Here is a 24,751-nt window from a genome sequence, read left to right as displayed (position 1 = left end):
CCGGCGAGCCCCCGCATTGGCGGCAGATTGTATCGTTATGTGTTTATGCATTTAATTGTTACACGACGTTACAAATCACGCCGCTTTCGCAATCTTATGGATACATACAGCGACGACAATAAACACATGCCATGAACAAACATGGCACGGAATCAACACAGGATGGATAGCATGAACAAAGAGTACGAACCCGATTGGGACCAGCCTGCACTGCACAGCCATGTGCCGGACGCAGCACAGAAACATCAGATGGCCGGTGCAAAACAGATCGTGACGATCCGTCTCGACGTCGATATGCTGGATTGGTTCAAGGCAGCCGGTCCAGGTTACCAGACCCGCATCAACCAGGTCCTGCGCGAACATATGGCAGCGCATCGCGCCGCCGAGACGTTCGGTGAGTAAGCAAGCCTGAAACGAATACGCGCCCGTCGGGCGCGTTTTTTTATTTAGGCAGTGTAGAGCGTTGCACCTTGACCCCGTAGGGTGGACGGGTTCCCAGTCCACGCGTTCAAACAGTGCGGGATAAAAGTTGCGCGTTTATTCTTCTTGCAGTTGAACGCGTGGACGGGAGACCCGTCCACCCTACTTTACTCGAAGCTCATCCCCGCCAGCGGAAAGCTCTTCAAAAACTCCGCCGCCGCCAAACGCTTGCCACCAGGCTTTTGCAACTGCTGCAGGCGCAGGGCGCCCGTGCCGCAAGCCACGACAATCCCCGCCGCATCGGCCGCCAGCACCTGGCCAGGAGTGCCCTGGCCCTCGGCCAGTTCGGCCTGCCAGATCTTGACCGCCGTCCCGTTCACCGTGCCTTGCGCACCGGGGAAGGGATTGAAGGCGCGCACCTTGCGCCACAGTTCAATGGCGGGCAGGGCGAAGTCGAGCTTCGCCTCGTCCTTGCTGATCTTGGCCGCGTAGGTCACGCCTTCCTCGGGCTGTGGCGTGGCGGGCAGGTCGCCCCCTTCCATGCGGTGCAGGGCGTCGACGATCATCGTGGCGCCCAGCGCGGCCAGCTTGTCGTGCAGGCTGCCGGTGGTATCCGCGTCTTCAATCGGGACGCGTTCCATCAGCATCATCGGGCCGGTGTCCAGGCCTTCTTCCATGCCCATGATGGTGACCCCGGTGTCGACGTCTCCGCTTTCGATCGCGCGATGGATCGGCGCGGCGCCGCGCCAGCGCGGCAGCAGGGAACCATGGATATTGATGCAGGGTGCGATGTCGAGCGTGCTGCGCGGCAGGATCAGGCCATAGGCCGCCACCACCATCACGTCGTAGTCCAGTGCTTGCAGCCGCTCAAGGGCCGCCTGGGCCTCGGCGGCGCGCTGCGCGTCCTTGCTGTCGGTGCGCAGCGACAGCGGCTGCAGCACCTCGATGCCGTGCTCGAGCGCCACCTGCTTCACGCTGGAAGCCTGCAATTGCATGCCGCGCCCGGCCGGACGGTCGGGCTGGGTCAGTACCAGCGGGATCTCGAACCCGGCGCCGATGAGGGCGCGCAGGGCGACAGCGGCAAACTCCGGCGTGCCGGCGAAAACGACTTTCATGCGCGCCGCCTCAGTAGCGACGGCCGGCAGCTTTCAGGGCCGCTTCGCGTTCCATGCCGCGCTCTTCCTTCTGCAGCTTGGCCTTGATGCGGTTGCGTTTCAGGGGCGACAGGTATTCGACGAAAACCTTGCCCATCAGGTGGTCCATCTCGTGCTGGATGCACACGGCCAGCAGGCCTTCGCAGTCGAGTTCGAAGAACTCGCCCTTGGCGTTTTGCGCGCGCACTTTCACGCGTGCCGGACGCTCGACGCCGTCGTAGATGCCCGGCACCGACAGGCAGCCTTCGTCGTAGACCTGTTTTTCGTCGCTGGCCCAGGTGATCTCGGGATTGACGAAGACCAGCAGCTCGTCATGCGTCTCGCTGGTGTCGATCACGACCACGCGCTCGTGCACGTCCACCTGGGTGGCGGCCAGGCCGACGCCGGGTGCGTCGTACATGGTCTCGGCCATGTCCGCGACCAGCTTGGCGAGTCGCTCGCCGAATTCGGTGACCGGCTGGGCAACCTTGTGCAGGCGTGGATCGGGGTAGCGCAGGATCTTCAGGAGGGCCATATCGGGTGTTCAGTAATAGATTGATATAAGTATTGTCGCAAGCACAAACATGACCTTGGCGCGAGCAGGAATGCAACACATTGCCCCGTCAGCAGGACGCGGTTTGTCTTGCTAGTTCAAGGATTTGTGTGCAGAATTTGATTCAGTTGGGCAACCTTTTGATCCGCTGGTGCGGTAAGGGAGCTTCAGATCAAAGCTTCAACCCGTGCTGTCTCTTGCGCCGCGGCTGGCCGAGGTGATGAGCGCAGCCCGCAATTCCGTTGTCAATGCCGCACTTTACGGACGTCTTCAATGAAAAATTTTAGCACAGTCGTGACCCGCGCTGCTGCCGCAGCCCTCGTCGCGTGTGTCGTGGCCGGCCCCGTCCAGGCTGCCGAATGCAGCTTCAAGCCGAATGCCCCGGACCAGCATGTGGTTGTCAAGGGCGATACCCTGTGGGACATTTCCGGTACCTTCCTCCAGCATCCGTGGTGCTGGCCGCAAGTCTGGGGCCTGAACCGTGCCGAGATCCGCAACCCGCACTGGATCTATCCGGGCCAGATCGTCTACTTCGACCGCGCGCGCGGCCGCCTGTCCCTGAACCGTCCGGGTGGCGATGGCGCCGGCGACGCTCCATTACTTCGCCTGTCGCCGCAGGTGCGCAGCGAAGCGCTGGGCCGCCAGGCGATCGATGCGATTCCCGCCGGCGTCATCGAACCCTATCTGACCCAGCCGCTCGTGATCGAGAAGGACGCGCTGGCCGGCGCGCCGCGCATCGCCGCCTCGGAAGAGGGCCATTTGTACCTGGGCAACGGCGACCGCGTGTATGTGCGCGGCGACCTGCAGGGCGCGACCGAGTTCCAGGTGTTCCGCCCGGGCGGTCCATTGAGGGATCCGCAGACCGGCGCCGTGCTGGCCCATGAAGCCAGCTACCTCGGCACCGTCAAGCTGGCCAAGGCCGCCGCGCCCGGCGTCGACGTGCACACCTTTACCGTCTCGAGCTCGGTGCGCGAGATGGGCGTGGGCGACCGCCTGATGCCGACCCCGCCGGCCGCCGTGCGCAACTACGTGCCGCATGCGCCGGAGACCGCCATCGATGCGCGCGTGATGTCGATCTACTCGGGCGTGAGCTACGCCGGCCAGAGCCAGGTCGTCACTGTCAACCGTGGTTCGATTGACGGGCTCGATGTCGGCTCCGTTTTGCAGCTCTATCATCTCGGGAAGACGGTGGTCGATCCGGAAGCGAAGGGCTTCCTCGGCTTTGGCCGCGCAAAGATGAAACTTCCCGATGAGCAGTATGGCAGCCTGTTCATCTTCCGAGTGTTCGGGCGTGTTTCCTACGGCCTGATCATGCAAGTGACGGCGCCGGTGCAAGTCGGCGACGTGGCGAAATCACCGGAGTAATTTCACCGTGCAGGACACGGACCCTATCCCCACCAGACGCATCGACGAGCTCACCGACTGGCTGCGCCTGGAAAGCGCAAGCGGGGTAGGGCCGCGTAGCGCTCAGGCGCTGCTGGCCGCCTTCGGCTCGCCGCGCGCCATCTTCCAGGCCGGCTACGCGGCGCTCGCCGCCCACGTCAGGCCGGCCATCGCGCGCAGCCTGTGCGCGCCGCCCTCCGCCGAGATCCGGGCGCAGGCCGAGGCCACGCTGGCCTGGACCAGTATTCCTTCGCAGCACCTGCTGGCGCTGGGCGACCCCGCTTATCCCGAAGCGCTGGCCAACATTACCGATCCGCCGCTGCTGCTCTATATAAAAGGGCGCATCGACCTGCTGGCGCATCCCGGCCTCGCCATCGTTGGCAGCCGCAACGCCACCGCGCAGGGCAAGGCGAATGCGGCCGCCTTCGCGCAGGCGCTCTCAAGCCAGGGCGTGTGCGTGGTCTCCGGCCTCGCGCTCGGGATCGATGCCGCCGCCCACGAAGGCGCGCTGCGCGGCCCGGGTTCCACCATTGCCGTGGTCGGCACCGGTGCCGACCTGTCCTATCCGGCGCGCAACCGGGCGCTGTCCGAACGCATCGCCGTCGAGGGCGCCATCGTCAGCGAATACCCGCTGGGTACGCCGCCCAACGCCGGCAACTTCCCGCGCCGCAACCGGATCATCAGCGGCCTGGCGAGCGGCGTGCTGGTGGTCGAGGCGGCGGCGCAGTCGGGGTCCCTGATCACCGCGCGCGTCGCCGGCGAACAGGGGAGGGAAGTGTTCGCCTTGCCCGGTTCCATCCACGCGCCGCTGGCCAAGGGTTGCCACAAGCTCATCCGCGACGGCGCGCGCCTGGTCGAAACCGTGGACGAGGTACTCGAAGCGATGCGCATCTCGCCGCTGGCCGCGCTGCCCGCGCCCACGACGGCGGCCGTGCCCACCGAAACCGACTGCACCGGACTGCTGGCCCAGCTCGGGCACGATGCGCTCGAGGTCGACGCCCTGCTGGCACAGACCAACATGAGCGTCGGCCAGCTGAGCATGGGCTTGCTGGCGCTGGAAATGGCGGGGATGATCGAGAGACTTCCGGGCGGCAAAGTACAGCGCGTGATTGCTTGATGGAGCGATGCGCGATGCATATCGGGCAGGCCTTGAAAAAAGCACGTCACATCGATAATTACTTACCAGCCTATATGAACCGATAAGGCCGAAAAACGACGAAATCCGTTCGCCGGATGCGCACGCGCGCAGCAAGCTTGTACCAGTGCGAGCTTAGCTGCTACAGTAGCGTCACTATGTTCGACATCCTGGTCTACCTCTACGAGACGTACTATCGTCCCGAAGCCTGCCCCGAGCCGGCAGCACTGGCACGCAAGCTCTCCGCCGTCGGCTTCGACGACTTCGAGATCTGCGAGGCGATCGATTGGCTGACGGGCCTCACCGAAATGGCCGGCGAAGAGCTGGCCGACGTGACGGCCTCCACCGGCACCCGTTATTACGTGGACGAGGAATACAACGAGCTCGGTAGCGCCGCGATCGGTTTCATCCAGTTCCTGGAAAGCGCCAAGCTGCTCACGCCGGTGCAGCGTGAAATCGTCATCGAACGTGCGCTCGCGGTCGACGAGTCGCCTGTGACCCTCAGCAAGCTGAAGATCATCATCCTCATGCTGATGTGGAGCCAGAACAAGGAGCCGGATGCGCTCATCTTCGACGACCTGTTCGGGTCGGACGACGAGCAGATTCCCCGCTGCCTGCACTGAGATCAAGGACGAACCTCGCTTCGACAACCTGCCGCAATTGCGGCAGGTTGCATTTCAGGGGTAGGTCCTCCTCTGCTTAACTGAGACGGCCTGTTTCAGTTCCTATCCTCCCGACTTGCGCGACTTGTAGTCCGACGCCGGCTGTTCCGGATGGCCGCGTCCGCTCGAACCGGCTGCGCCCGACTGGCGCGCATTGCCGGCCAGTGGAGACGCTTCCGAACCGCCGTGCTGTCCCTGCTCGAGTCCGCCGTAACCGGACTGCTGCGACATGCCGAGCCGTTCCTGCTCGGCGCGCGCCCGCATGCGCTGGGCCTGCTGGCGCGCGCTGCGTCCGCCCAGCTGCGAACCCGGTCCGCCGCGCGAACCGGCGTCGCCGCCCTGGCGGGCACCCAGCGCCGCGGCACTGGCCTGGCGGTTGCCGTTGCCGTTGCCGGGTCCCGAGCCGGGCGCGCGGCCCTGCTGGCTGCCCGGGGCCACCGGCACCATTTTTTCGCGCGATACGCTGCGGCCGTGCTCGTTCACCATGCCCTTGTGTTTGTCGCTCATGTCATTGCTCCCGTAACGGCGCGTCAGCACGCGCCAACAGGGCGATCATGCGCGCCCCGCAGCCCGGCCTGTATCGGAATGCCGATGGTTGCGTTGTAGGAAAGCGCCCACTTTCAATGATGGGCCAAAGCGGGGCGCGGCTGGGGCAAACGCCCGGCAAACTTTCTTGCACTGCACAACAAAGGTGCAGAGGCTACTTGCGAACAGCGCGATAACGCGCTTATCATTGGCCGCTCATTCAGGACTGTTACCAACAAGACACTAAGCATCGTGAATTGCCGTCGCGCCATTCGACAGGAAGTCGACGGCTGATGCGATAACTTGCAATTCAGAACACGCCAGACCACGGTCCGGCCGCGAAGCCTGTATGATGCGCAGGCCTTACACCTAATATAAGTACGACGAGAATTTTTATGACCAAAACCCTCATCATCGCCGAGAAGCCCTCCGTCGCGAATGATATCGCCAAGACGCTGGGCGGCTTCACCAAGCACGATGAGTACTTCGAGAACGACGAATACGTCCTCTCGTCCGCCGTCGGCCACCTGCTGGAAATCGCGGTGCCGGAGGAATACGACGTCAAGCGCGGCAAATGGAGCTTCACCCACCTGCCGATGATTCCGCCTCACTTCGCGCTCAATCCGATCGCGAAGACCGAGTCGCGCCTGAAGGTGCTGAACAAGCTCATCAAGCGCAAGGACGTCACCACCCTGATCAACGCATGTGACGCCGGGCGCGAAGGGGAACTGATTTTCCGCCTGATCGCGCAACATGCGAAAGCGAAACAGCCGGTCAAGCGCCTGTGGCTGCAATCGATGACGGCCAACGCGATCCGCGAAGGTTTCAAGCAGCTGCGCAGCGATGAAGAGATGCTGCCGCTGGCCGACGCCGCGCGCTGCCGCTCGGAAGCGGACTGGCTGATCGGCATCAACGGCACCCGCGCGATGACCGCCTTCAACTCGAAGGAGGGCGGCTTCTACCTGACCACCGTGGGCCGGGTGCAGACGCCGACCCTGTCGATCGTGGTCGAGCGCGAAGAAAAGATCAAGAAATTCGTGCCGCGCGACTACTGGGAGGTGCGCGCCGAGTTCGTCTGCGCCGCCGGCGTCTACGAAGGCCGCTGGCTCGACCAGAATTTTAAAAAGGACGAGAACGACCCCGAGAAGCGCGCCGAGCGCCTGTGGAGCAAGACGGCCGCCGACTCGATCGCCGCCGCCTGCCGCGGCAAGCAGGGCGTCGTCACCGAGGAATCGAAGCCGACCACCTCGATGGCGCCGGCCCTGTTCGACCTGACCTCGCTGCAGCGCGAGGCCAACGGCCGCTTCGGCTTCTCGGCCAAGAATACGCTGGGCCTGGCCCAGGCGCTGTACGAAAAGCACAAGGTGCTGACCTACCCGCGTACCGATTCGCGCCACCTGCCGGAAGACTACATCGGCACCGTGAAGTCGACGATGGAGTCGCTGGCCGAGAACCACAACTACCACCAGTTCGCCAAGCAGGTCAGCAAGAACGGCTGGGTCAAGCCAAATAAACGCATCTTCGACAACACCAAGATCTCGGACCACTTCGCGATCATCCCGACCGGCGTCGCCCCGAAAAACCTGACCGAGCCGGAACAAAAGCTCTACGACCTGGTCACGCGCCGCTTCATGGCCGTCTTCTTCCCGCCGGCCGAGTTCCTGGTCACGACCCGCTTCACCGAAGTGTCGGGCCACCAGTTCAAGACCGAGGGCAAGGTCATGACGAATCCGGGCTGGCTGGCCGTCTACGGCAAGGACACGACGGGCGACGACAAGGATGGCGCCACCCTGGTCCCGGTTGCGAAGGGTGAGAAGGTCCTGACCGACAAGATCACGGCGAACGGCCTGGTCACGAAACCGCCCGCGCGCTATACCGAAGCGACGCTGCTGTCGGCAATGGAAGGCGCCGGCAAGCTGGTCGACTCCGACGAACTGCGCGACGCCATGGCCGGCAAGGGCCTCGGCACCCCGGCCACGCGCGCGGCCATCATCGAGGGCCTGCTGACCGAGAAATACCTGATTCGCGAAGGGCGCGAACTGATCCCCACCGCCAAGGCGTCGCAGCTGATGACGCTGCTGCGCGGCCTGGGCGTGAACGAGCTGACCGCGCCGGAACTGACCGGCGAGTGGGAATACAAGCTGTCGCAGATGGAGAAGGGCAAGATTTCGCGCGAAGAATTCATGCGCGAGATCGCCCAGATGACGCAGATCATCGTCAAGCGCGCCAAGGAATACAACAACGACACGATTCCCGGCGAGTACGCGACCCTGAAGGCGCCATGCCCGAATTGCGCCGGCGTGGTCAAGGAAAACTACCGCCGCTTCGCCTGTACCAAGTGCGACTTCTCGATGAGCAAGACGCCGGGCAGCCGCCAGTTCGAGATCGCCGAGGTCGAAGAGCTGCTGGAAAAGCGCACCATCGGTCCGCTACAGGGCTTCCGCTCGAAGATGGGCCGTCCGTTCGCGGCCATCCTGCGCATCGTACGCGATGAAGAGATCAGCAACTTCAAGCTCGAGTTCGACTTCGGCCAGGACCAGGAAGGCGGAGAAGACGGCGAGGGCGTCGACTTCACCGGCCAGACCGCACTCGGACCCTGCCCGAAATGCTACGGCGGCGTCTACGAGATGGGCCTGGCGTACGTGTGCGAGAAGAGCGTGGCCAAGCCGAAGACCTGCGACTTCCGCAGCGGCCGCATCATCCTGCAGCAGGAAATCCTGCCCGAGCAGATGGCCAAGCTCCTCAACGACGGCAAGACCGACCTGCTGCCGGGCTTCGTGTCGCAGCGCACGCGCCGCCCGTTCAAGGCCTTCCTGACCCGCGCCAAGGACGGCAAGATCAGCTTCGAGTTCGAGGAGCGCAAGGCCAAGCCGGGCGCCAAGACCAAGGCGGCCGCGAACGACGAGGGCGAGGGCGACGTCGCGGTGGCGGCCAAGGTGGCGAAGAAGCCGGCGGCGAAAGCGGCGGCGAAGACGGCTGCAAAACCGGCTGCCAGGAAGGCGCCCGCCAAGCGCGCGTCGGCGGCGAAGAAGTAAGCCGGCGAAGTCAGCCGGCGAAAAAAAAACCGCAGCCATCGCGCTGCGGTTTTTTTATGCTTTACTGAATATTCTGTTTATACGGTTAACGAAAAACCGTCGACGCCCTTACCCGGCAAGCATGGCCATCGTTGCGCCAGCGCGCAACGTATGGTGCGGCGGGAGATTATTCCTGCCAGTCCTGCAGCGCGCGGATCGCCGCTTCGCCGTTGCGGATCGCCTTCACGCGGCGGATGACTTCTTCGCGCCAGGCCTCGTCGGCATCCCGGCCGTCCGCATCCACATCCTTCAGCAGCATGCGCAGCACTTCGTGCTTTTCATCAGCGTTCAAGAGCTGAATTTTCTCGCAGACTTCGGCAAACAGGGTCGACATTATAAGCCTCACTGATAATAGTGTTTTGATGATATCGCGAGTTTTAACGATTGTCGACAATAACCATGTTATCAGTTGGTTTCTTGTCAATCAGCTTGTGATCGGGGTCGATCCCGGCGCGCGCCGGGCGGCCGTCGACGACGAAAGTCAGGCTCAGCTTCCCGTCGCGCACGATGCGGCGCTCGCGCAGCAGCGGCTTGCCATCGCGGTCGTCGACGCCGAATTCGATGCTGTCGGCCAGCGGCATCGGCTGTTCGACCGGGCCGCCGGCGCGCAGCTTGGCGGCGCTGGCGCGCAGCGTCACCTCGTATTTGCCGTCGGCGCGCAAGCGTGCGGCGGCGTAGTCGGCGCGGTTTTCGTAGAACACAATGGCATCGAACAGGTCGTCCACCAAGTAGGCCTGGGCCGGTGCGGCGACGGCGCGCAGGGCGGCCGCCAGCTCGGGCATGCCTGGCGCCCGGCCTCGCATGCTGTCGCGCAGCAGCCCGCGCAGCACCGCGTTCACCCGCTCCTCGCCCAGCACGTCCTGCAGCAGGTAGAGCGCCATGCCGCCCTTGCGCTGGCCCAGCCAGGCTTCGTCGGTGCGCGCCTGCGCCAGCGGCAGTTCGCGCCGGTTGGCCAGCGCGCGCCCCATCAGGTAGGCGTGCAGGTCGTGGCGCAGGTAGCGCCGCATGGCCGGCGCGCCGAGGCTGCGCCGTACCGCCATCAGCGCCGTGTACTCGGCCAGGCTGTCGGCCAGCACGCCGTCCGGCAGCTGCTGGCCCCACCACTGGCGCGCCGTGGTCCATGCGCCCATGTAGAAGGGATAGTCGATGCCGCGCTGGGAGGCCGCCTCGAAGCGCGCGATGAAGGCGCCGTCCTCGGGCAGCGCCAGCATGCCGGGGAAGGCGCGCGCCTCGCCGCTGGCGCGCGGCGTCTCGACCAGGCGCAGGTCGTGCAGGCCGTAGGGGCCGAACTGGCGCGTGCCGTAGTCGAGCACCGTGCTTGCGCCGCGCAGCATGCGGTCGACGTTGCGGTCGTGCCGGGGCTGGAAATAGGCGTCGATGGCGACGTCCTGCCAGCGCTCGTGGCGCACCGCATAGCGGCTGGAGGCGACCGCGTAGTCGCCCAGGATCGGGGCCTCGGCCCGGTAGCGGAAGTGGCGCCGCCCCTGCGCGATCCACTCGCGTTCGAGCGCGCCCGGGGCCACCGCGATCTGGTCGACCGCCGTGCTGATGGTGGCGGAGAAGGCCATGGGATAGGAGGACTGCTCCGGCACGCCCGCGTGGCCGCGGCCGTCCTGCGCAGTCGCTTGCGTGCCGAGCCGGTGGCGGCGGCGGTCGCGCGGGTCGCGCAGTTCGACCGCGCGCTGGTAGCCGATGCGCGGCAGCGCCTCGTGGGTGAACCAGGTGGCGTTGGCGCCGACCGGCGTGTCGCTGCCGATGCCGAGCAGCCCGCCGGGCGCGGCGCTGAGGTCGAAGTCGAGGACCAGGCGAGCGCCCGGCGCCAGCGGCGTGGCCAGCCGGTAGTGGAAGAAGCCGTGTACTCGGTCGGCGGTGACCAGTTGCGCGGGCGCCGACAGGCGGCTGGCGAGGTCGGCCCCCGGCGGCTGGTACAGGATCAGGTCGCGCATCGGCGCCTGGCTTCGGTTCACGAGTTCGTAGCGCCCCTTGATCGCCAGCGTGCGCGTGCGCGGATGGATGTCGACCTGCAGCGCCACCGCCGCCGGCAGCGGCTGGGGCAGGCCGGCAAAGCGCCGGTAGCGCGCCTCGTACTCGGCGCGCACTGCCTCGGCGCTGCGCGTCATGCGGTAGTTGCCGGCCACGTCGAGCTCATACCACAGCAGCGCGCCGCTGCCCGCGAACAGCAGCAGGCCGGCGCCGAAGGCGGCGAGGATGGGCAGCGTCAGCTGCTGGCGCGCCATGCGCAGGCGGCTGCGCAGCTCGGCGTTCACGCCGCGCGGCCACAGCACCACGCTCGCCACCAGCAGCATCAGGGCGGCGCCGCCCCAGTACAGCTGCAGCACGCGCTCGCGCAGCAGGTGGTGGCCGAAGCCGTTCATGCTCGAATAGTCGAGCTGCGGGAAGATGCCCAGCAGCGGGTGGTCGATGCCGCGGCCCTGGGCGGCGATGATGGCAATCTGGGTCGCTGCCAGCAGCGCGTAGCCCAGGTATTTGCGGCCGCACAGCGCCTGCAGCGCGATGGACAGTACCGCCAGCAGCGCGTATTGCGGCAGCAGGATCGTGAACAGGAACTGCAGGTACAAGCCCGGTTCGAGCGCGAACCAGCCGCGAAACACCTGGCTCAGCATCGTGCACAGCATGGCCAGGAACAGCAGCAGCGCCTGCATGGCCACCAGCGCCAGGGTCTTGGAGAGCGGCGCCAGCCAGCCCGGCAGCGGCAGCGCGTCGTACAGCTGGGAGGTGCGGGCATCGCGCTCGCGCCACACCAGCTGGGCGGCGTAGAAGGCGGTCACCAGCGGGACGAACAGCCCGTAGGTGTCGCGGATCAGTTCCAGCATCTGGTACGTCACCGGATGGGTGATGGCGCCGTGCAGCAGGCCGGTTTCGGAGGTGCCCATCACGACCAGCGCCATGCCGCTCAGGGCGATCAGCGCGAAGGGCAGCGTGGCGATCGACTGGCGCAGGTGCAGGACGCTTTCGCGCACCAGGAGGCGCCCCAGGCTGCGGCGCGCGAAGTCCGGCTTTTCGCGGGTGTTGACGGCCGCCTGCGACAGGCTGGGCGCCGCCTCGCTGTCGCCGCGTGGGTCGCGCGCGCGCGCTTCCAGGATGCCGACCAGGTGCAGGCGCCAGTAGCCGAGCAGCAGCACCGCCAGCCCGAAGCCGCCCCAGATCAGGCGGTTCGCCAGGTACACGCCGTCGGGCAGGACCGGCCGCGTGTTGCGTGCGGCGATCGGCCAGTACTCGGTCAGCTGTACCAGCGCCGTGGTGCCGAAGGGGTCGATCAGGGAGGCGAGCAGCTTGTAGTCGAAGTCGCGCGCCAGCGAAGGCGCGATCGTGTAGCCGATGGTCAGCACGATGCTCGCCACGTACACCGGCAGCATGCGCCGCGACAGCGCCGCCAGCACGAAGAAGGTCGCGCCGAAGATGAAGACGTTGGGCAGCAGCGTGAACAGCCAGGGCAGCAGGTAGTGGCTCAGCTGGTTCGGACCGAGCCGGTCGGGATCGATGCCGGGCACGAAGCTGCCCAGCCATTCGCCGAGCGGGATGCCGGCGAACACCAGGGCCAGCACGGCGAAGGCGCCGAGGAAGCGCCCGAAGACGTAGGCGCTTTTCTTGATCGGCGCGCTGAAGAAGAAGTGGTGCATGCCGTGCTCGAAGTCCTGCTGCACGGCGCGGCCCATGATGGCGGCCACCACGATCACGCCGGCGCAGCCGAGGAAGGCGCTCGACAGCGCCAGTTGGCGCGGTCCGTTGATGAGCACGCGCGCGCCGAAGGCCACCACCGTGTCCTTGAACACGCCGCCGGCGGCGGCCGTCCACAGCATCGCCAGCGCGATGAAGGCGGCCAGGCAGACCCAAGTCGACAGCATCCGCGCACGCTGGCGCAGCTCGAACCCGGCGACGACGAGCAGCGCGTTCACGTCAGCAGTTCCCGGCTTGGTAATTATGGCGCCCGGCGATGGTGGCGAAATACACGTCCTCCAGGCTGGCGTGGGCCGGCTCGAAGCCCATGCCCGGGTCGCCCTCGGCATACACGTGGATCAGCGTGCGGCCGGCGCGCAGGCGCGTCGAGATCACCGCGTGCTGCTTCTGGAACAGCGGCAGGTCCGCCTTGTCGACGAAGCGCGCCCAGATGCATTCCTCGATGCCTTCGATCAGGCGCGCCGGCTCGCCGCACAGCAGCACATGGCCCTTGTTGATGATCGCCATGTTGGCGCACAGGTCGGCCACGTCGGACACGATGTGGGTCGACAGCAGCACCGTCTTGTCGGCGCCGATGTCGGCCAGCAGGTTATGGAAGCGCACTCGCTCCTGCGGGTCGAGGCCGGCCGTCGGCTCGTCGACGATGATCAGTTGCGGGTCGCCGATCAGGGCCTGCGCGACGCCGAAGCGCTGGCGCATGCCGCCCGAGAAGGTGCCCAGCTTCTGGTGGCGCACCTCGAACAGGTTGGTTTGCTGGAGCAGGCCGTCGACGACCTCGCGCCGCCGGTGTTTATTTGCGATGCCCTTCAGCTGGGCGAAGTGGTCGAGCAGCTCCCAGGCCGTCACGCGCGGGTAGACGCCGAAGTCCTGCGGCAGGTAGCCGAGCATGCGGCGCACCTCGTCCTTCTCGTCGAGCACGTCGATATCGTCGAGGAAGACCGAGCCGCTGTCGCACTCCTGCAGGGTCGCGAGGATGCGCATCAGGGTCGACTTGCCGGCGCCGTTCGGCCCCAGCAAGCCGAACATCCCGGGCGGGATGTTCAGCGTGACCTTGTCCAAAGCCACCACGCCATTGGCGTAGGTCTTGGACAGATTGCGGATGCGTAATTCCATGCGGACTCCAGGTGAACTTGGCAGGGCGTTTACTTTCATTTCCGCCAAGCCTTTTTGACGCTTGCATTGTATGCGCTAACGGCTGACTCAGGCGGGCCGATGCGACGCGCGGCGCATACCGCCGCCCAGAGTGCGCAAAAGCGGGAGTGGGAGGAGGGAAGACGATGCGGAGAACTCGCGCGCGGCGGGCGGGCGACCCGGGGCATATAATGTCGTTTTTCCATGCATAACTGGAATCCTATGTCAGCGAACCGTTTTATCAGCCCACTCGACGACCTGATCGTCGGCTTCGACAAGGCGCTGCGCGTGGTCGGCGGCGTGGCCGCGTCCTCGCGCCCGAACCCGGCCGCCCATGCGCTCGACTGCGAACTCGACGAGCGCGAGCAGCGCCATAGCGCCGGCCTGATGCGCGTGAACCACGTCGGCGAAGTCTGCGCCCAGGCGCTCTACGACTCGCAGGCGCGCCACGCGCAGACCCCCGGCATGCGCGCCCAGTTCGAGCAGGCCGGCCGCGAGGAAGAGGACCACCTGGCCTGGACCGCGCAGCGCCTGTCCGAACTCGGCTCGCAGCCGAGCGTGCTCAATCCGCTGTGGTATGCGGGCGCCTACGCGATGGGGACGGTGGCCGCGAAGCTCGGCGACGCACGCAGCCTCGGCTTCGTCGTCGAGACCGAGCGCCAGGTCGAGGCCCACCTGAACAGCCACCTCGATTCGCTGCCGCTCAAGGACGCGAAATCGCGCGCGATCGTCGAGCAGATGCGCCAGGACGAAGCCGCGCACGGCTCGGCCGCCGAGGCGCTGGGCGCCGAAGAGATGCCGGTGCCGGTGAAGCTGGCCATGCGGGCGATGGCGAAGGTGATGACGACGACGGCGTATTACCTGTAGGGTGGGGTAATTGAGGCCAATGGCCTCAATTACGTGCCCACGCGGAACCATGCGCTGCGATGCGCTGTTTGGATCGATAACGTTGGCGCGGTCGAAAACCGTCCTCCGGATCACGCGCTAACTTGACGCTTGCGAACGCTGCCAACACCGTTCATGCGTCCGCGTGGGCACGGGGTGCCCACCCTACGTGTTACGCTTCGACGATCTCGAACGAATAGCTCATCTCCGCCGTCTTGGCCATCATGATCGAGGCCGAGCAGTACTTCTCGTGCGACAGCTTGACGGCGCGTTCGACCGCCGCCGGCTTCAGGTTGCGGCCGCTGATGATGAAGTGGAAGTTAATCTTCGTGAACACCTTGGGGTCGGTCTCGGCGCGTTCGGCCTGCAGGGTGACGTCGCAGCCGATCACGTTCTCGCGGCCGCGCTGCAGGATCAGGACCACGTCGTAGGCCGTGCAGCCGCCGGTGCCGACCAGCAGCATCTCCATCGGCCGCGGCGCCAGGTTGTGGCCGCCGCCCTCGGGCGCGCCATCCATCGCCACCATGTGGCCCGATCCGGTCTGGGCGCGAAAACTCATGCCCGAGGGGCCGTTCCAGCTGACTTTGACTTCCATGTGCGTTTCTCCGATGTGATGGGTGGCCATATTGTAAAACAGCCCACCGCGGCGTGCCGGGGTGGGCTGTTGATCGAGGCGGAACCGGGTCAGACCGCCAGCACGTAGCGCTCGCTCTTCATGCGCCAGCTGGCAAACGCCATCACCGCCAGCATCGGCACCGCCGCGCTGAAGAAGGTCAGCACGAAGGGCAGGGCGCCGACTTCCACGCCTTTCGACATTTCGCGCAGCAGGGTCTGGTTCGACAGCATCGGCACGGCATACATCCAGGCCGCCGTTTTGAGTTCCATCATCGACACCACGACGCCCGGAATCATCGGCAGGAACAGCACGATGCTGAGCAGGCTCTGCGCTTCCTTGAAGGACTTCGCGTTCATCGCCAGCGCGATCTGCAGGGCGGCCGCCAGCAGCGCCAGCGGCAGCGCGACGATGCAGACCAGGGCCACGTCGATCCAGTTCAGGCTCCAGGTCATGCCCAGCTCTTCCAGCGGCAGCCAGGACAGCACCACGTGCGACAGGATCAGTTCGCAGGTCAGGCCGATCACGGCCAGCGCCCCGGCCATCAGCCACTTGCCGGTGACGATTTCCCAGGCGCGCGCCGGCTGCGCCATCAGCACTTCCATCGAACGCCGCTCGCGCTCGCCGGCGGTGCTGTCGACCGCGGCCGACATGCCGCAGAAGAAGGCGGGGAAGAACAGCATGCTGAGCATGCTGCCGATCAGGCCGGCCGAGCGCGAGGCGTTGGTGCCGGTGTCGTAGCGCTGCACCTGGATCGGCGCCAGCGTCGCCGGCGAGACCCCGTGCGCCAGCAGGCGCGCGCTGGCGACGTTGGCGCCGTAGGCTTCGAGCACGTCCTCGACGTCGCGCCGCTGCGAGCCCGTCTCGGTGGCCGAGTCGTACCACAGCTCGATGCGCGCCGGGCGCATGGCCGCGTAGTTGTCGGTGAATTTGTCGGACAGGCGCAGCACCCCGGCCACCTTGCCCTTCTGGAGCAGGGCCTCGATCGCCGCTTCGTCCATCGGCGCGGTGTCGATCACGGTGATGTTCTTCTGCTTGAGCTGGGCCATCAGCGTGGGCGCCTTGCTCGCGCCGATGACGGCCAGTTCGATGCCTTCGCGCTCGGAGCGGGTGTTGCGGTCGATGAGCTGGTTGAGCAGGAAGCCGAACATCAGCGGATACATCAGCGTCACGAACAGCAGCAGCCCGACGTTGCGCTTTTCGCGCATCGTCTCGCGCATCTCTTTGAGGAAGATGGTCAGGAAGGCGGGCTTCATGCGGCGATCCCTTCTTCGCCCACCAGGCTGACGAATGCGTCCTCGAGGTTCTCGATGCCGGTGCGCCGGCACAGTTCGAGCGGCGCGCCCTGGGCCACCGTGTGCCCCTTGGCGATGACGATCACGTCGTCGCACAGGTGGGTCACTTCCTGCATCACGTGGGTGGCCATGATGACGCAGCAGCCGTCCGCGCGCAGGGCCGTCAGGGCGCGGCGCAGGGCGCGCGTGCTCATCACGTCCAGGCCGCGGCTCGGCTCGTCGAGCAGCAGGTTGCGCGGGCGGTGCAGCAGCGTGCGCGCCAGCGCCACCTTGATGCGCTGGCCCTGCGAGAAGCCCTTGGTGCGGCGCTCGAGGATGTCGTCCATCGCCAGCAGTTCCGAGACCTCGTCGATGCGGCTTTTCAGCGCCGCGCCGCCCATGCCGTTGAGCTCACCGAAATAGCTGAGGTATTCGCGCGTGGAGAGGCGTTCGTAGAGGCCGAACTGGTCGGTCAGGAAGCCGATGTTGCGGCGGACCGACAGCGGATCCTTTGCCGGGTCGACGCCGTCGACGGCGATCGTGCCGTGGTCGCGCTTGAGCAGGCCCACCAGGGTGCGCAGCAGGGTCGTCTTGCCGGCGCCGTTGGGGCCGAGCAGGGCCGTGATCTGGCCGTCGCGCGCGCTGAAGCTGACGCCGCCGAGGGCGTGCACGTCGCCGAACTGTTTACGTACATCGTGAACTTCGATCATGAGTGGCTCGATTCAGGGTTGCGGCCCGGCGCTGCCGAGCTGGAAGGTCGGGGGCGGGATCTCGGCCAGGCAGCTGGCGTCGAGCGCGGCGCCCGGCTTGTCGAGGAAGGTGCGCAGCAGGCGCGGCGCGCAGCCGAGCTGGGAGACGCCATGGCCGACGTTGGCGACCACCACGTGGCGCGCATTGCGCATGTGGCGCTTGGCGCTTTCGGCGCGCCGTGGCGCGGTCACCGGATCGAGCGCACCCGAGAGCAGCAGGGCCGGCGCCTCGATCATCGTGGGCGCGACATAAGGCACGGCCGGCACGTTCATGGTCTTGCACATGGCCGGCATGCGCGTGGCCCAGGCGCGCGTGATGAGGGCGTCCTCTTCCTTCATCAGGGCCGGGTTCATGCGCGGCACGTCCTCGGCGCAGACCACCGCCAGGTGCAGCAGGAAGGCGCTGGTCGACTCGGTACTGAAGTCGCCGCCCAGGTTCTGGCGCGCGATGAAGGGTTCCCAGCGGCCCTGGTAGGCGCTGTGGATCAGGAAGGGCAGGCGGCGGGCGTCGGCCGGCGAGTACAGGATGCCGTGCACGGTGCCGGTGAAGCGCGGCGCGGTCATCGTGATGGTAGCCGGCTGCGCGGTGCGCGGGTCGGTGATCGAGAGCTTGATGCCGGCTTCGGCACGTGCGGCCAGGCTCTCGAACTCGGCGCGCAGGTTCGGGTAGGCCTTGTTGCAGAGCGCGTCCTTCGCGCACTGCTCGAACAGCTTGTCGAGGGCGGCCTGGCCGTCGCGCCCGCCGGCCGGGATGACCTGCTCGGGCGCGGCCACGCCGTCCAGGACCAGCGCACGCACGCTGGCCGGGAAGGCGCGCGCATAGGCCTGCCCTAGGCGGGTGCCGTAGGAGCCGCCGAAGACGTTGACCTTGCCGTAGCCGAGCGCGCGCCGGACTTCCTCGATGTCGCGCGCGGCGTTGGCCGTGGTATAGGCCGCGAACGGGGCGCGGCTGCTCTTGATGCACTTGTGGATTTCGGCTTCCAGTTCGGCTTCGCTCATCGTCTCGTGCTCGGGCCGGCTCTCGCAATCGAGCTTGCCCGACAGGCCGGTGCCGCGCTGGTCGATGAAGACGATGTCGCGCGTGGCGCGCACCCGCCGGAAGGCGGTCGGGAGGGTGCTGATCACTTCGCTGCCGGCTTGGCCGGGCCCGCCGGCAAGCACGAACAGCGGGTCGCTGCGCGTGCCTTCGCGAAATGCCGGCGCGACGGTGACGTGGATGTTGAGGCTGCCGGCCGCCGGTTTGGTGTAGTCGAGCGGCACCGGGACGGCGAGGCAGCGCAGCGCGCCTTCGGCGCCGGGCAGGTGGCAGGTGCGGGCCGCAGGCTTGGCCGGCGCCGCTGCGGGCGCGCCGGACGCTGCGCCGTTGGCCGAGGCGCCGGCCGACAACAGCAGCGCCAGCAGCGGCAGGATGGAACGTGTTTTCACGAAGACTCCTCAGATAGTTGACCAATAGTAATTTGCTATCGTTTGGATGGTCAACAAATAGTTACTGCAAGAAATGGTTCAGCCGAGTCTAGCCCGCTACGCAATAGATTAATTGTTTTGTGTCATCGCATGGGAGGGAAAGCGGCAGGACAGGAAGCGGGGATGCGACAGCCCTTTGGCCGGCACCTTGACCGCGCACGGCTGGGTGAGGTATGATCGTCGGCTTTCCATTTGCTCTGGAAAAGACAATAAGGATGAGTCCGCAGCGACAATTGCGGAACCGCCATTTGAGCAATTTACCTATTTAGGAAGTCAACATGAAAACTTTTTCCGCTAAGGGCCATGAAGTCCAGCGCGACTGGTTCGTGATTGACGCGACGGACTTGGTCCTCGGACGTGTTGCCAGCGAAGTGGCACTCCGACTGCGCGGCAAACACAAGCCAGAATTCACTCCTCACGTCGATACCGGTGACTACATCGTCGTCGTCAACGCAGGCAAGCTGCGTGTGACCGGCACGAAGGCCACCAACAAGACCTACTACCGTCACTCGGGCTACCCGGGCGGTATCTACGAAACCAACTTCCTGAAGATGCAACAGCGCTTCCCGGGCCGTGCCCTGGAAAAGGCTGTCAAAGGCATGCTGCCGAAGGGCCCACTGGGCTATGCAATGATCAAGAAGCTGAAAGTGTACGCGGAAGGTACCCACCCGCACGCAGCACAGCAACCACAAGCACTGACCCTCTAAGGAACTGACATGATCGGTAACTACAACTACGGCACCGGCCGTCGCAAGAGTGCAGTCGCTCGCGTGTTCATCAAAGCTGGCACCGGCCAGATCATCGTGAACGGCAAGCCTGCTGCGGATTACTTCTCGCGCGAAACCGGCCTGATGGTCATTCGTCAGCCGCTGGAACTGACCGGCAACGTCGAGCGTTTCGACATCAAGGTCAACGTCCATGGCGGCGGCGAGTCGGGCCAGGCTGGCGCCGTCCGTCACGGCATCACCCGCGCTCTGATCGACTACGACGCAGGCCTCAAGGGCGACCTGGCACGTGCCGGTTTCGTCACCCGTGACGCCCGTGAAGTCGAGCGTAAGAAAGTCGGCCTGCGTAAAGCACGCCGCGCCAAGCAGTTCTCGAAGCGTTAATCGTTTCACGCAGCCTTGTGCTGCGGCCTGCTGGTTGTACGAAAGTACAAAAAAAGCCGCCTTCGGGCGGCTTTTTTTATTCCCCTGCAATTGTTGACTCCCGGTAGCGTACGGCGCGGCTGCGCCTGCCACGGTAAGCTACCCGTTGGATATGACGCAGGAGCAGTAAATGGCAAGCAAGAGAATCAGTCTCGGACTGCAGGGTGGCGGCTCGCTCGGCGCCTTCGGGTGGGGCGTGCTCGACCGCCTGCTGGCCGACGAGCGGCTCGAGATCGCTGCGATCAGCGGCACCAGCGCGGGCGGCGTGAATGCCGCCGTGGTGGCCGACGGGTATGCCCGAGGCGGCGGGCGGGAAGGGGCGCGGGCGGCGCTGCAGCGCTTCTGGCACGGCCTGAGCGCGACCGGCGCGATGCTCAGCCCGGCGCGGCCGACGCCGATCGACTGGGCAATGGGCGGCGGCACCCTGGCCACTTCTCCCGGCTACCAGCTGATGCAGCTGTTCAGCGGCGTGCTGGCGCCGCCGGCCTCGCCGCTCAGCATGAACCCGATGATCCCGGTGCTGGCGTCGCTCATCGATTTCGAGCGCGTGCGCGACTGCTCCGAGCTCGAGCTGTTCATCCCGGCCACGAACGTGCGCAGCGGCAAGGGCAGGGTCTTCACGCGCGATGAACTCGACGCGCGCGCGATCGCGGCCTCGGCCTGCCTGCCCTACGTGTTCACGCCGGTCGTGATCGACGGCGAAGCCTACTGGGACGGCAGCTTCGTCGGCAACCCTTCGCTGTCCCCGCTGGTCGGCAAGGGCCCGGGCGACATCGTGATCGTCCAGAACAATCCCGTCGCCCGTCCCGGCCTGCCGATGACGATGAGCGACATCCAGAGCCGCACCAGCGAGATCGCCTTCAACATCAGCTTCGTGCGCGAGGTCAGCGCCATCCGCCACATCGGCGCGCTCGTCGACGCCGAGAACAGCGACGTCGTGCACGCGGCCGCCGTGCGCCTGCACCTGATCAGCGGCAATGAGGAGTTGCAGCAGTTGGACTTGTCGAGCAAGTTCAACACCGAGCTGCCTTTCCTGCAGCGCCTGCGCGCACTGGGCGTGGCGACGGCGGAGCGCTGGCTGAAGGAGAATTTCGACCTGATCGGCAAGATGTCGACGCTCGATCCGATCCCGGTGCATGACGCCGAGCTGTTGACGGGGACCGATGCCTGAACAGGCGCCATGCAATATTTGCAATACTCGCTCCGGATGCAAATAATGTTTGCAAGGCCAGTACCGGGGCCATCGCGCCGCCTCTACCGGCAAGACTGTTAAAATTGCACCTCGGCCCGCACCGGGCATCATTTATATGAAGGATTCAGACATGATCAAAGTTGGCATCGTTGGCGGAACTGGTTACACGGGCGTGGAACTGCTGCGGCTGTTGGCCGTCCACCCCGGCGTGGAGCTGACGGCGATCACCTCGCGCAAGGAAGACGGCCTGCCGGTCGCCGACATGTTCCCGTCGCTGCGCGGACGCGTCAATCTCGCCTTCTCGGCGCCGGACAAGGCCGACCTGACCCAGTGCGACGTGGTCTTCTTCGCCACCCCGCACGGCGTCGCCATGGCGCAAGCCCCGGCGCTGCTGGCGGCCGGCGTGAAGGTCATCGACCTGGCCGCCGACTTCCGCCTGAAGGACCGCGCGACGTTCGAGAAGTGGTACAAGATCGAGCACACTGCGGCTGACCTCATCGAGGAAGCCGTGTACGGCTTGCCGGAACTGAACCGCGACGACATCAAGCAGGCGCGCCTGATCGCCAACCCGGGCTGCTACCCGACCACGATGCAGCTGGGCTTCGTGCCGCTGCTCAAAGCCGGCCTGATCGACGCCGGCAACCTGATCGCCGATGCGAAATCGGGCGTCTCGGGCGCCGGCCGCAAGGCGGAAATCGGCACGCTGTTCTCGGAAGCGAGCGACAACTTCAAGGCCTACGGCGTGGCCGGCCACCGCCACACGCCGGAAACCTCGGCCCAGCTGCAGCGCTTTACCGACCAGAAAGTCGGCCTGATCTTCACGCCGCACCTGGTGCCGATGATCCGCGGCATGCACGCCACCCTGTACGCGCGCCTGACCAAGGACATCGACGACGCCGCCCTGCAGGCGCTGTTCGAAGCCGAGTACAAGGACGCGCCATTTGTCGACGTGATGCCTTTCGGCTCGCACCCGGAAACGCGCTCGACGCGCGGCTCGAACATGCTGCGCCTGGCGGTGCACCGCCCGGACGGCGGCAACACGGTCGTCATCTTGGTGGTGCAGGACAACCTGGTGAAAGGCGCGTCCGGCCAGGCCGTGCAGTGCATGAACCTGATGTTCGGTTTCGAGGAAACGACCGGCCTGGAACAGATCGCGCTGCTGCCGTAATCGGCAGTGAAACAGCGTCGGCGGCCCGGCTTGCCGACGCTTTCAAATAATGCTTGACCCTGACACCAGTGTCAGGCCCGAGCATACGGGTTCCGCACGATACCGTGCACCTTACAAGGAACCCACATGAAGTCTTCCACTCTCCTGCGCGGCCTCGGCGCCGCCGCTTTTGCCACACTCGTCGCCGCTTCCCTGATCCTGCCGGCGGCAGCCCAAACCCCACCCAACCGCCTCGGCGCCACCGCAGCCTGCGGCAATGCGGTGCCCGACGAGGACAGCCGCAGCCCCGAGACGCTGGTGCAGGCGCTCTACGAGATCGTGTCCGGACCGGCCGGCGCCCGCAAGGACTGGGCGCGCATGGGGCGCCTGTTCGCGCCCGGCGCCCTGGTCACGCCGACGCTGCACGGCAGCGGCTTCCTGGCCGCGCCTCAGCGCCCCGACCAATTTGCCGAGCTCAACGAGAAAATCTACGGCCAGCGCGCCTTTTATGAGCGCGAGCTGGCGCGCCGCATCGAACGCTACGGCCACATCGCCCACGTCTGGAGCAGTTTCGATGCGCGCGACAGCCTGGACCTGCCGCCGCGCGCACGCGGGGTCAATAGCTTCCAGGTGATGGACGACGGCAAACGCTGGTGCATCCTGTCGGCCACCTGGGATATCGAAAACGCGGAACACCCGCTGCCGCCGCACTTCGAGCGTGCGGAAGGAGCACGTTGATCAGTAGGGGCCGCCCTGGCGGCGCTGCTCGTGCAGGTAAGCGAGGCGCTCGGCCGCGCGCTGGCGCAGTTGCTGCAGTTCCGCAATGCGCTCGTCGAGTTCGCCCAGCTTGCTGTCGTACATCGCCATCACCTCGCTGCACAGGGCGCGCATGTCCTGCGGGACAGGGGAGAGCATCGAGGCGACCGGCCGGATCTGCTCGAGCGTGAAGCCGTTGCGCAGCAGGATGCGGATGCGTTGCACGTATTCGACGGCGGATGGCTCGAACACGCGATAGCCGTTGTCGCGGCGTTTCGACACCAGCAGTCCGCACTGTTCGTAATGGCGTAGCGAACGCACGCTGGCGCCGGTCTGCTGGGCAAGTTCGCCGATCGTGAGCATGGTCGGTGGCAAAGTAGTTGGCCGAAGCCTACATTATAGCCATGGCATCCTTGCCAGGAAAGCAAGACCATCGGGCGACCCGGCCTGCCCGGTTCGAGCTAGATCAAGGTAGCAAAAGTTGATAACGGTAAATTGACCGATGCACTAATTGGTTTCTGCGTCGCTACTTTTTTTCTCTCACAGGGGTGCCACCATGTTCGGTCGCAACGCAAAAAGCGAAATTGACAGCCTGATCGGCATCGCCGCCCGCATCGAGGGCGACCTGCTGTTCAGCGGCGGCCTGCGCATCGACGGCGAGGTCCATGGCAACGTGATCGCCAGCGAAGGCGCGGACAGTGTTCTGATCGTCTCCGAGCACGCGCGCATCGAGGGCGAGGTACGTTGCGCCAACCTGGTGGTGAACGGTTTCATCGCCGGCTCGGTGCATTCCACGGAACTGCTTGAATTACAGCCGAAAGGCCGCATACATGGGGATGTCCGTTACAAGCTGCTCGAGATGCACGGCGGCGCGCTGGTGACCGGCAAGCTCACGCACCAGCCGGCCGGCGAGCCGGTGTTTCACCTGGCAGTGGCAGAGGCGTCGGGAGCATGAGCATCAGCGTGAGCACCGCGAACCGTCTATAATGGAATAAATTTGAATCCAATCAGGAGTTTATCCCATGACTGCAGTGGCCGAAGTAGTTGACTTTGACACCATCCCGACCCCCATCGTCTTCACCGACAGCGCTGCCGAAAAAGTGGCGCAACTGATCGAAGAAGAGGGCAATCCCGACCTGAAACTGCGCGTCTTCGTGCAGGGCGGCGGCTGCTCGGGCTTCCAGTACGGCTTTACCTTCGACGAAATCGTCAACGACGACGACACCACCATGGAGAAGAACGGCGTGCAACTGCTGATCGACTCGATGAGCTACCAGTACCTGGTCGGCGCCGAAATCGACTACAAGGACGACCTCGAAGGCGCCCAGTTCGTCATCAAGAACCCGAACGCCACCAGCACCTGCGGCTGCGGCTCGTCGTTCTCGGCGTAAAACAGGCGTACAGCCCGGCCTGGCCGGGCGTGAAAACAACAATCCGGGCGCTGCCCGGATTTGTTTTTTGTGCGGCCCGCGAACAGTGCCGGAGGGCGTAGGGTGGACGGCTTTGCCGTCCACGCGTTCAGCTCACCTTTGAACAGAGGTGTAGCGAGTAGGGTGGGCTCTCGAGCCCACGCTGTCTGGCCATCTGCACCCAGGCGTCTTCTGCTCTAGTGCCACAGCATGCTTATCGCAGTAAATGTATTCGCGAGGTAGCGTATTGTGATCCCGTGTGGGCTCGAGAGTGTTTAGCACAGAGACATAGGTAACACCTGTCTAGAGACATAGGTAACACTTTTATGATCATTGCACAGCCAACAAATGGAGTGTGCGATGCCCTGGAAAGAGAGTTCCCAAATGTCCTCCAGACTC

24 protein-coding genes are annotated in these 24,751 nt (G+C 65.5%); 13 read left to right on the top strand and 11 right to left on the bottom strand.

The window, feature by feature from the left end; all coding sequences use genetic code 11:
* Positions 1-171: 171 nt before the first annotated feature.
* Entirely contained in the window at positions 172-402 is a 231-nt protein-coding gene (locus ACWCIA_RS20770) for a BrnA antitoxin family protein (protein ID WP_454166397.1), read from the top strand.
* 185 nt (positions 403-587) lie between these two features.
* Here the strand turns inward: ACWCIA_RS20770 and fmt are convergent, their stop codons facing one another.
* A complete protein-coding gene (gene fmt, locus ACWCIA_RS20765; RefSeq protein ID WP_454166396.1) occupies positions 588-1,535 on the bottom strand; it encodes a methionyl-tRNA formyltransferase in 948 nt (315 codons plus the stop codon).
* A 10-nt stretch (positions 1,536-1,545) separates the two neighbouring features.
* Positions 1,546-2,088, bottom strand: a complete 543-nt coding sequence (gene def, locus ACWCIA_RS20760) for a peptide deformylase (protein WP_454166394.1) — start codon at positions 2,086-2,088, stop codon at positions 1,546-1,548.
* Between the two features lie 291 nt (positions 2,089-2,379).
* Here def and ACWCIA_RS20755 point away from each other — a divergent pair, with 291 nt between their 5' ends.
* From ACWCIA_RS20755 to ACWCIA_RS20745, 3 genes are all read left to right on the top strand, one after another.
* Positions 2,380-3,471: a LysM peptidoglycan-binding domain-containing protein gene (locus ACWCIA_RS20755; RefSeq protein WP_454166392.1), complete on the top strand. Its 1,092-nt coding sequence runs from the start codon at positions 2,380-2,382 to the stop codon at positions 3,469-3,471.
* A gap of 7 nt (positions 3,472-3,478) precedes the next feature.
* Positions 3,479-4,606 (top strand): DNA-processing protein DprA, encoded by a 1,128-nt coding sequence (gene dprA / locus ACWCIA_RS20750; RefSeq protein ID WP_454166390.1) that lies wholly within the window; start codon positions 3,479-3,481, stop codon positions 4,604-4,606.
* A 176-nt stretch (positions 4,607-4,782) separates the two neighbouring features.
* Entirely contained in the window at positions 4,783-5,247 is a 465-nt protein-coding gene (locus ACWCIA_RS20745; RefSeq protein WP_379747256.1) for a DUF494 family protein, read from the top strand.
* A gap of 102 nt (positions 5,248-5,349) precedes the next feature.
* On the opposite strand, the gene ACWCIA_RS20740 is transcribed toward ACWCIA_RS20745, so the two are convergent.
* Positions 5,350-5,793 (bottom strand): hypothetical protein, encoded by a 444-nt coding sequence (locus ACWCIA_RS20740; RefSeq protein WP_454166388.1) that lies wholly within the window; start codon positions 5,791-5,793, stop codon positions 5,350-5,352.
* Positions 5,794-6,206: 413 nt separating this feature from the next.
* Here ACWCIA_RS20740 and ACWCIA_RS20735 point away from each other — a divergent pair, with 413 nt between their 5' ends.
* Positions 6,207-8,846, top strand: coding sequence for a DNA topoisomerase III (locus tag ACWCIA_RS20735; protein WP_454166386.1), 2,640 nt, complete (start codon positions 6,207-6,209; stop codon positions 8,844-8,846).
* A 166-nt stretch (positions 8,847-9,012) separates the two neighbouring features.
* Here ACWCIA_RS20735 and ACWCIA_RS20730 read toward each other — a convergent pair whose 3' ends face one another.
* Genes ACWCIA_RS20730 through ACWCIA_RS20720 form a run of 3 tightly spaced genes read right to left on the bottom strand, consistent with a single transcriptional unit; the run spans position 9,013 to position 13,697 of the window.
* Positions 9,013-9,219, bottom strand: coding sequence for an addiction module protein (locus ACWCIA_RS20730; RefSeq protein WP_454166384.1), 207 nt, complete (start codon positions 9,217-9,219; stop codon positions 9,013-9,015).
* A 43-nt stretch (positions 9,220-9,262) separates the two neighbouring features.
* On the bottom strand, positions 9,263-12,802 hold the full coding sequence (locus ACWCIA_RS20725) for a hypothetical protein (protein ID WP_454166382.1): 3,540 nt from the start codon (positions 12,800-12,802) through the stop codon (positions 9,263-9,265).
* A gap of 1 nt (position 12,803) precedes the next feature.
* A complete protein-coding gene (locus tag ACWCIA_RS20720; protein ID WP_454166380.1) occupies positions 12,804-13,697 on the bottom strand; it encodes an ABC transporter ATP-binding protein in 894 nt (297 codons plus the stop codon).
* 240 nt (positions 13,698-13,937) lie between these two features.
* Here ACWCIA_RS20720 and coq7 point away from each other — a divergent pair, with 240 nt between their 5' ends.
* Entirely contained in the window at positions 13,938-14,582 is a 645-nt protein-coding gene (gene coq7, locus ACWCIA_RS20715; protein ID WP_454166378.1) for a 2-polyprenyl-3-methyl-6-methoxy-1,4-benzoquinone monooxygenase, read from the top strand.
* 190 nt (positions 14,583-14,772) lie between these two features.
* Here coq7 and ACWCIA_RS20710 read toward each other — a convergent pair whose 3' ends face one another.
* The 4 genes from ACWCIA_RS20710 to ACWCIA_RS20695 all read right to left on the bottom strand — a co-directional run bounded on the left by ACWCIA_RS20710 (position 14,773) and on the right by ACWCIA_RS20695 (position 18,661).
* Positions 14,773-15,195 (bottom strand): OsmC family protein, encoded by a 423-nt coding sequence (locus ACWCIA_RS20710; protein WP_454166376.1) that lies wholly within the window; start codon positions 15,193-15,195, stop codon positions 14,773-14,775.
* 89 nt (positions 15,196-15,284) lie between these two features.
* Positions 15,285-16,469, bottom strand: coding sequence for an ABC transporter permease (locus ACWCIA_RS20705; protein WP_454166375.1), 1,185 nt, complete (start codon positions 16,467-16,469; stop codon positions 15,285-15,287).
* Positions 16,466-17,197 carry an ABC transporter ATP-binding protein gene (locus ACWCIA_RS20700; protein ID WP_454166373.1) on the bottom strand — a complete coding sequence of 244 codons (732 nt, stop codon included), beginning with the start codon at positions 17,195-17,197 and terminating at the stop codon, positions 16,466-16,468. Before ACWCIA_RS20700 ends, ACWCIA_RS20705 begins: the two co-directional genes overlap by 4 nt.
* Positions 17,198-17,209: 12 nt before the next feature.
* Positions 17,210-18,661: an alpha/beta hydrolase gene (locus tag ACWCIA_RS20695; RefSeq protein ID WP_454166371.1), complete on the bottom strand. Its 1,452-nt coding sequence runs from the start codon at positions 18,659-18,661 to the stop codon at positions 17,210-17,212.
* A 317-nt stretch (positions 18,662-18,978) separates the two neighbouring features.
* Here ACWCIA_RS20695 and rplM point away from each other — a divergent pair, with 317 nt between their 5' ends.
* The 5 genes from rplM to ACWCIA_RS20670 all read left to right on the top strand — a co-directional run bounded on the left by rplM (position 18,979) and on the right by ACWCIA_RS20670 (position 22,925).
* A complete protein-coding gene (rplM, locus tag ACWCIA_RS20690; protein WP_056338863.1) occupies positions 18,979-19,407 on the top strand; it encodes a 50S ribosomal protein L13 in 429 nt (142 codons plus the stop codon).
* Positions 19,408-19,416: 9 nt separating this feature from the next.
* On the top strand, positions 19,417-19,809 hold the full coding sequence (gene rpsI / locus ACWCIA_RS20685) for a 30S ribosomal protein S9 (RefSeq protein ID WP_136223188.1): 393 nt from the start codon (positions 19,417-19,419) through the stop codon (positions 19,807-19,809).
* Between the two features lie 169 nt (positions 19,810-19,978).
* Positions 19,979-21,019 carry a patatin-like phospholipase family protein gene (locus ACWCIA_RS20680; protein WP_454166368.1) on the top strand — a complete coding sequence of 347 codons (1,041 nt, stop codon included), beginning with the start codon at positions 19,979-19,981 and terminating at the stop codon, positions 21,017-21,019.
* Positions 21,020-21,170: 151 nt separating this feature from the next.
* Entirely contained in the window at positions 21,171-22,208 is a 1,038-nt protein-coding gene (gene argC / locus ACWCIA_RS20675; RefSeq protein ID WP_454166366.1) for an N-acetyl-gamma-glutamyl-phosphate reductase, read from the top strand.
* Positions 22,209-22,334: 126 nt separating this feature from the next.
* Entirely contained in the window at positions 22,335-22,925 is a 591-nt protein-coding gene (locus tag ACWCIA_RS20670) for a hypothetical protein (RefSeq protein WP_454166364.1), read from the top strand.
* Here ACWCIA_RS20670 and ACWCIA_RS20665 read toward each other — a convergent pair whose 3' ends face one another.
* A complete protein-coding gene (locus ACWCIA_RS20665; RefSeq protein ID WP_454166362.1) occupies positions 22,926-23,306 on the bottom strand; it encodes a MerR family transcriptional regulator in 381 nt (126 codons plus the stop codon).
* Between the two features lie 193 nt (positions 23,307-23,499).
* Here ACWCIA_RS20665 and ACWCIA_RS20660 point away from each other — a divergent pair, with 193 nt between their 5' ends.
* Together ACWCIA_RS20660 and erpA are read left to right on the top strand one after the other, a co-directional pair.
* On the top strand, positions 23,500-23,898 hold the full coding sequence (locus ACWCIA_RS20660) for a bactofilin family protein (protein ID WP_454166360.1): 399 nt from the start codon (positions 23,500-23,502) through the stop codon (positions 23,896-23,898).
* A gap of 67 nt (positions 23,899-23,965) precedes the next feature.
* Entirely contained in the window at positions 23,966-24,334 is a 369-nt protein-coding gene (gene erpA, locus ACWCIA_RS20655) for an iron-sulfur cluster insertion protein ErpA (protein ID WP_379747225.1), read from the top strand.
* Positions 24,335-24,751 lie beyond the last annotated feature (417 nt).

This window comes from Massilia sp. SYSU DXS3249 (assembly GCF_053668055.1).
Note: the sequence above shows the minus strand (reverse complement) of the source record. Positions and strands in the feature narration are given on the sequence as shown.

What these genes read in the sequence shown, in the direction of transcription:
- ACWCIA_RS20770 (WP_454166397.1), top strand. Translation starts at nt 172, where the DNA reads ATGAACAAAGAGTACGAACCCGATTGGGACCAGCCTGCACTGCACAGC.
- fmt (WP_454166396.1), bottom strand. Translation starts at nt 1,535, where the DNA reads ATGAAAGTCGTTTTCGCCGGCACGCCGGAGTTTGCCGCTGTCGCCCTG.
- def (WP_454166394.1), bottom strand. Translation starts at nt 2,088, where the DNA reads ATGGCCCTCCTGAAGATCCTGCGCTACCCCGATCCACGCCTGCACAAG.
- ACWCIA_RS20755 (WP_454166392.1), top strand. Translation starts at nt 2,380, where the DNA reads ATGAAAAATTTTAGCACAGTCGTGACCCGCGCTGCTGCCGCAGCCCTC.
- ACWCIA_RS20745 (WP_379747256.1), top strand. Translation starts at nt 4,783, where the DNA reads ATGTTCGACATCCTGGTCTACCTCTACGAGACGTACTATCGTCCCGAA.
- ACWCIA_RS20740 (WP_454166388.1), bottom strand. Translation starts at nt 5,793, where the DNA reads ATGAGCGACAAACACAAGGGCATGGTGAACGAGCACGGCCGCAGCGTA.
- ACWCIA_RS20735 (WP_454166386.1), top strand. Translation starts at nt 6,207, where the DNA reads ATGACCAAAACCCTCATCATCGCCGAGAAGCCCTCCGTCGCGAATGAT.
- ACWCIA_RS20730 (WP_454166384.1), bottom strand. Translation starts at nt 9,219, where the DNA reads ATGTCGACCCTGTTTGCCGAAGTCTGCGAGAAAATTCAGCTCTTGAAC.
- ACWCIA_RS20720 (WP_454166380.1), bottom strand. Translation starts at nt 13,697, where the DNA reads ATGGAATTACGCATCCGCAATCTGTCCAAGACCTACGCCAATGGCGTG.
- coq7 (WP_454166378.1), top strand. Translation starts at nt 13,938, where the DNA reads ATGTCAGCGAACCGTTTTATCAGCCCACTCGACGACCTGATCGTCGGC.
- ACWCIA_RS20710 (WP_454166376.1), bottom strand. Translation starts at nt 15,195, where the DNA reads ATGGAAGTCAAAGTCAGCTGGAACGGCCCCTCGGGCATGAGTTTTCGC.
- ACWCIA_RS20705 (WP_454166375.1), bottom strand. Translation starts at nt 16,469, where the DNA reads ATGAAGCCCGCCTTCCTGACCATCTTCCTCAAAGAGATGCGCGAGACG.
- ACWCIA_RS20700 (WP_454166373.1), bottom strand. Translation starts at nt 17,197, where the DNA reads ATGATCGAAGTTCACGATGTACGTAAACAGTTCGGCGACGTGCACGCC.
- rplM (WP_056338863.1), top strand. Translation starts at nt 18,979, where the DNA reads ATGAAAACTTTTTCCGCTAAGGGCCATGAAGTCCAGCGCGACTGGTTC.
- rpsI (WP_136223188.1), top strand. Translation starts at nt 19,417, where the DNA reads ATGATCGGTAACTACAACTACGGCACCGGCCGTCGCAAGAGTGCAGTC.
- ACWCIA_RS20680 (WP_454166368.1), top strand. Translation starts at nt 19,979, where the DNA reads ATGGCAAGCAAGAGAATCAGTCTCGGACTGCAGGGTGGCGGCTCGCTC.
- argC (WP_454166366.1), top strand. Translation starts at nt 21,171, where the DNA reads ATGATCAAAGTTGGCATCGTTGGCGGAACTGGTTACACGGGCGTGGAA.
- ACWCIA_RS20670 (WP_454166364.1), top strand. Translation starts at nt 22,335, where the DNA reads ATGAAGTCTTCCACTCTCCTGCGCGGCCTCGGCGCCGCCGCTTTTGCC.
- ACWCIA_RS20665 (WP_454166362.1), bottom strand. Translation starts at nt 23,306, where the DNA reads ATGCTCACGATCGGCGAACTTGCCCAGCAGACCGGCGCCAGCGTGCGT.
- ACWCIA_RS20660 (WP_454166360.1), top strand. Translation starts at nt 23,500, where the DNA reads ATGTTCGGTCGCAACGCAAAAAGCGAAATTGACAGCCTGATCGGCATC.
- erpA (WP_379747225.1), top strand. Translation starts at nt 23,966, where the DNA reads ATGACTGCAGTGGCCGAAGTAGTTGACTTTGACACCATCCCGACCCCC.